Genomic DNA, 5,206 nt, shown 5'->3' on the forward strand with positions numbered 1-5,206 from the left:
GCCCTCAAGCTCATCCTCAACCGCTTCAGGCCAGCCGAATGCGCGAACTACCTCCGACACTCGGGCTATGTGCAAACCTGAGCGAGTCTGACTCTAGCATCTCCTGCAGCGTCCACAGGATAAGCGGCTCGTCCTCGACCAGCAGCAGCACCTTGGCGTCCGACATGCGATGGCCCCCCGTTCCTCCTTTTCCGATGCCGCGGCAGGAGATTGTATCGCAATACGAACGAAAATAGGTGCGGGTTGGTTCCCCGGTCCCGTTCTTGCACGTCGTAACTGACCGATCCTAGACCGTTTTACTGCGTGCGTGGTTGGAGCTTTGTTCCGAGATGGCGTGAGCGACCAAGTTCGGCATGGCGGTTCGCGCTGCGGGTCTTGAGCAGATCCTGGCGCGAAAGGATGCCGAGCACGCGCCTGGTTTCGGGCTCGATGATTGGAATACGACCGATCCCGGATTCGACGATGAGATCAGCGACAACGCCGGTCGGCGTGTCCGGATAGGCAACGGGCTGTGCTGCGTCCGAGATGGCGTCGATGAGCGGCGTTTGATCGTCGTCGCGGTCGCCCTGCCAGCGCAGGGCATCGGTGCGAGAGACGAGACCCAGCAATCTTCCTTGCGGGTCGGTCACCGGATAGCTGCGATGCACGGCTTTGGTTGCGAAGAAGGATACCGCCGCCTCCACGGTCATCGTGCCCGGTAGGGTCGCCGGATCGCGCGTCATGATTTGACCGGCCTGGATGAGGTCGAGCGGATCGACCGTATATTCCTGCAGGATATGCCGTCCGCGCCGCGCGATTTTCTCGGTGAGGATCGATCGCCGCATCAGCAGCACGCTGATGGCATAGGCGCCGCCCGCAGCCGCGATCGTGCATGGGATGGCGCTGAAGTGCCCGGTGAGTTCGACCGCGAAGATCGCGCCGGTCATCGGCGCACGCATGGCGCCGCTCATGATTCCCGCCATTCCGATCATCGCCCAGAATCCCGGATCACCGGGCAGGAATTGCCCAAGCAGGAACCCGGCGGCACCGCCAAGGATGAGGAGCGGGGCGAGAACGCCGCCAGACGTGCCAGATCCCAGCGCGACCAGCCAGACGATGGCCTTCACGACGAGGAGCGCGGCAACGACCCGGAGCGATAGCGAAGCGTTTAGGAGGGCCTCGATGCTTGCATATCCTGCACCCAGCACATGGGCATCAATGAGACCGCCCAGACCGACGACCACCGCGCCGATCGCCGGCCACCACATCCAGTGGAATGGCAGGCGGTGGAAGAGATCCTCGATGCGGTAAAGGGAGGTTGAGAGCAGTGCCGCTTCAAGGCCGACAACGAGGCCGATCCCGCCGGAAGCGAGCAGCGCCCAGCTTGTCTGTGGGACCATGGCTGTCATCGGGAACATCGGTCCCGATCCGAGGAGCAGCGGACGCCAGGCAAAGGAAATGAGGGCTGCGACGAGCACGGGGACGAAGCTGCGCGGTTTCCACTCGAACAAGAGCACTTCGACGGCCAGCAATATCGCGGCGAGCGGCGTACCGAAGATGGCGGTCATGCCGGCTGCCGCACCCGCCACGAGCAGCGTCTTGCGCTCGGCTGCGCTGAGGTGGAAGCACTGGGCGAAGAGCGAGCCTATGGCGCCGCCCGTCATGATGATCGGTCCTTCCGCCCCGAAGGGGCCGCCGCTGCCGATCGAGATCGCCGAGGACAGGGGTTTGAGCAGTGCGACCTTGAGCGACAGCCGGCTCTCGCCGAACAGGATCGTCTCGATCGCCTCGGGAATGCCATGACCGCGGATCTTGTCCGATCCGAAGCGCGCCATCAGACCCACGATAAGGCTGCCGATGATGGGGATCACTATCACCAGCCAGCCCACCGATGCATCGGTAATCACCGAGTGATCGGCGGAGAGACGACCAAACCAGAAGAGATTGGTGGCGATCGCGATCAGCTTGACCAGCACCCATGCGCCAAAGGCGCCGCCCGTTCCGACCACGATGGCCATTGCCGCCAGCATGACCATGCGGCGGTCGACGCTATGGTCGGCAAGTTGATGGCCTTCGACGGCGCGCGGGGGTGTCAGGGACATGAATCGGCATTATCCTGTAAAAATATGTGCGCGCCGACTATATCGTATTGCGATATAGTTCAACAAGTGAGGATCATTTGAGGCAAAAGGATAAATTGCTGGGAGATGCCGACTATGCGGCGCTGGCCTCGTTTCGCCATGCCATCCGCCGCTTCCAGGCGTTCAGCGAGGAGCAGGCCATCGAAGTCGGGTTGACGCCGCAGCAGCATCAGGCGCTGCTCGCGATCCGGGGCTGTGCGCCGGATGAGGCCACCGTTGGTCATGTCGCGGAACGTCTGATATTGAAGCCGCACAGCGCCACGGGCCTGATCAATCGCCTCGAGGCGTTGAAGCTGATTACGCGCGAGGCGGCTGCTGTTGATCGCAGGCGGGCGCTGCTGCGCCTCACCCCCAAGGCCTATACGCTACTCGACTCCCTGTCCGCCGTCCATCGCGAGGAAATCCAGCGTATGCGACCGCTCTTCACCGGCATTTTCGAACAACTGGGTGAGTAAGTGCCATTCAATGCAATTATGATGTTATAAAATATGAATAACATTCATTTGTCTTATGCTAATTTAACCGACACAACCCGATCTGCAGAGTGAAGAGGCTTCACGACAACAGCGCCCGGAGAGGATCCCGCGAAAGCAGGCCGGAGCGCGGGAACGGAGACGGCAGCCGAGGACAAGTGCATGACGCAGAGCGAGCATCCAGGGAATCCCCTGACTCTGGAGCAATGGCGATCGGTTCAGGATCTGACCGCGTCGCCAACAGCGGCGCAGGTGCTTTGGCTCAACGGCTACTTCACCGGGCTAGACGCCGACTCGCGGTCCCCCTGCCGCAGCCGGCGTCTTCCGAAGTTCGGTCAGGCCGGTCACTCACCATTTCATTCGGCACTCAGACCGGCAATTCGGCCGAGCCCGCATCGTGCGCGAAGTAACCGAGGGACGCCACTTCAATGACTAAATCTAAGGATCAGGTGCCTCGCGCCCAGACGATCGCCGCCGCGCACGGCGTCGCCAGCGATGCTGCCTTTGGAGCGGTCGCCCCACCGCTTTATCTTTCGAGCACCTATGAGTTTGCCGGCTACGATCAACCGCGTTCCTACGATTACGGCCGGGCAGGCAATCCGACGCGCGACCTTCTTGCCGAGGCGCTGGCAAGGTTGGAGGGCGGAGCCGGGGCGATCATGACATCGAGCGGTATGGCAGCTCTCGACCTTCTTGTCGGACGATTGGGACCAGGCGATCTCATCCTTGCGCCGCATGATTGCTATGGCGGCACGATGCGCCTCTTGAACGCGCGTGCGAACCGGGGGCATTGCGTCGTCCGGTTCGTTGACCAGGGTAACGAGAGGGCCTTTGCCGCCGCGTTGGAGGAAATTCCGGCGCTGGTTCTCATCGAGACGCCGAGCAATCCCCTGATGCGGGTCGTCGATATCGCGGAGCTTGCCGCGAAATCGCGTGCGGCGGGCGCCGCGGTTGCGGTCGACAACACATTCCTGTCGCCGGCCATCCAGCAGCCGCTCGCGCTGGGCGCCGATTACGTCGTTCATTCCACGACCAAATATCTCAACGGCCATTCCGATGTAATCGGGGGTGCGGTGGTTGCTGCCGATCCGGGGCAGGTCGAAGAGCTGCGCCACTGGGCGAACGTCGTAGGCACCACCGGTGCGCCGTTCGATGCTTGGCTGACCCTGCGCGGTCTTCGCACATTGTTTCCCAGAATGGAGCAGCAACAGCGTAGCGCCATGATCGTCGCCCGATTTCTCGAGCGGCATCCGGCGGTCGCCCGGGTGCATTACCCCGGACTTCCCGCACATCCAGGGCACAGGATCGCCTCGCGTCAACAACGCGGTTTCGGCGCGATGCTGAGTTTCGAGCTCGCCGGAGGAGTGGAAGCGGTTCGGCGGTTTGTCGCTGCGGTCGGCTATTTCACGCTCGCGGAATCGCTGGGTGGGATCGAGAGCCTGGTCGCGCATCCGGCGACCATGACCCATGCCGATATGGGCGAGGAGGCGCGCTCAAGAGCGGGCATCAGCGACAGCCTGCTGCGGCTTTCGATTGGCCTCGAAGCCGAACAAGATCTGATCGCCGGCCTCGATCAGGGATTGGCGGCATGCGCGGGATGAACGCGCGCGGCAATCCTGGAAACTTCAGGAGAGAAATGTGCCCGGTTATGTATGGCTCGTGGATTTTTTCGGACTGCTTCTTGTGTTGCTCGGTTTCAACATGGCGTTCCGGCAGGCCAGCTTCAGGCGAGCTATCGGACGCCCGAAACCGCCCGCAAGCCGGTTGCGAGCGGGAAATGAGGATGAGGATCCGCTTACCTATATTCTGCGGATCGCCGGCGTCATGATGATGGTCTTCGGTATCGCGATTGGCGGTATGCTGACCTTGTTCAATCTGGCGCGATGAGTAGTCGGGATTGAGGCTCGATGTTCTGATCGCTGCGGCCAGGATGGCTTTGGTTTAGGCGAATACGGAGCGGGCCGATGACGCATGAATATGATGATCCAATCAATCCCGAAGCGGTCGCCGCCGCCGCGCGGCGCATCGCCGAACGTCACCGCGTCGAGGATCGACCGCTTGATCTGCTTGTCGAAGAGGTCGTGCTCGAACGCTTCTGCGGCTGCGTGACGTCGGCCAATGACAGTCGCAGCGCTTCGATCCTGGCTGGGCGGGATCGATGTAATGCCACTCGACCTTGTTCTTGCTGGCCCACTGCAGGATCGCGGCTCGTAAATTCAGTGCCATTGTCACTGACGATGCAAGCAGGTTTCCCATGGAGGCGAACCAGCGCATCCAGTTCGCGCGCCACTCGAGCCCCCGAGATGCTGGTGTCCGCTGCCAAGCACAGGTTCTCCCGGCAGCAATCATCGTTGATCGCCAGAATCCTGAACTTGCGCGACGCGCCAAACGTATCGGCGACAAAGTCCATCGACCAGCGGTCACCTGGGCGAAGTGCCCCCGGCACCGGTGTCCGACTGCCCCGGGCGCGCTTGCGGCCGCGACGTCGGCGCACAGACAAGCCTTCCTCCCGATATAGGCCTCACCTCAAGATTTGTTCGCCAGACAACGCTAAGCTGGAAATACTGAGAACATCCTAGGCGACGAGCCGAAGTCTGCCGTTCGGGTCGTGGA

Annotated in this window: 4 protein-coding genes and 1 pseudogene; 3 read left to right on the top strand and 2 right to left on the bottom strand. The window is 62.0% G+C overall.

Annotated elements, in window-relative coordinates:
• Nucleotides 1–296: 296 nt before the first annotated feature.
• Complete coding sequence (locus ASE00_RS09915; protein ID WP_056379807.1) at nucleotides 297–2,081, bottom strand: chloride channel protein; 1,785 nt, start codon at nucleotides 2,079–2,081, stop codon at nucleotides 297–299.
• A gap of 95 nt (nucleotides 2,082–2,176) precedes the next feature.
• Here ASE00_RS09915 and ASE00_RS09920 point away from each other — a divergent pair, with 95 nt between their 5' ends.
• The 3 genes from ASE00_RS09920 to ASE00_RS09930 all read left to right on the top strand — a co-directional run bounded on the left by ASE00_RS09920 (nucleotide 2,177) and on the right by ASE00_RS09930 (nucleotide 4,480).
• The gene (locus tag ASE00_RS09920; protein WP_056379809.1) at nucleotides 2,177–2,575 is read left to right on the top strand and encodes a MarR family winged helix-turn-helix transcriptional regulator; all 399 of its coding nucleotides are present in this window, start codon (nucleotides 2,177–2,179) and stop codon (nucleotides 2,573–2,575) included.
• A gap of 446 nt (nucleotides 2,576–3,021) precedes the next feature.
• Nucleotides 3,022–4,194, top strand: coding sequence for a cystathionine gamma-synthase (gene metB, locus ASE00_RS09925; protein ID WP_056379812.1), 1,173 nt, complete (start codon nucleotides 3,022–3,024; stop codon nucleotides 4,192–4,194).
• Nucleotides 4,195–4,231: 37 nt separating this feature from the next.
• Nucleotides 4,232–4,480, top strand: coding sequence for a hypothetical protein (locus ASE00_RS09930; RefSeq protein WP_015449313.1), 249 nt, complete (start codon nucleotides 4,232–4,234; stop codon nucleotides 4,478–4,480).
• A 255-nt stretch (nucleotides 4,481–4,735) separates the two neighbouring features.
• On the opposite strand, the pseudogene ASE00_RS22950 reads toward ASE00_RS09930, so the two are convergent.
• Nucleotides 4,736–5,111: pseudogene (locus ASE00_RS22950) on the bottom strand (DDE-type integrase/transposase/recombinase); the annotation flags it as partial.
• Nucleotides 5,112–5,206: the final 95 nt, after the last annotated feature.

Origin of the sequence: Sphingomonas sp. Root710 (assembly GCF_001429065.1) — a bacterium.
Taxonomy (GTDB): domain Bacteria; phylum Pseudomonadota; class Alphaproteobacteria; order Sphingomonadales; family Sphingomonadaceae; genus Rhizorhabdus.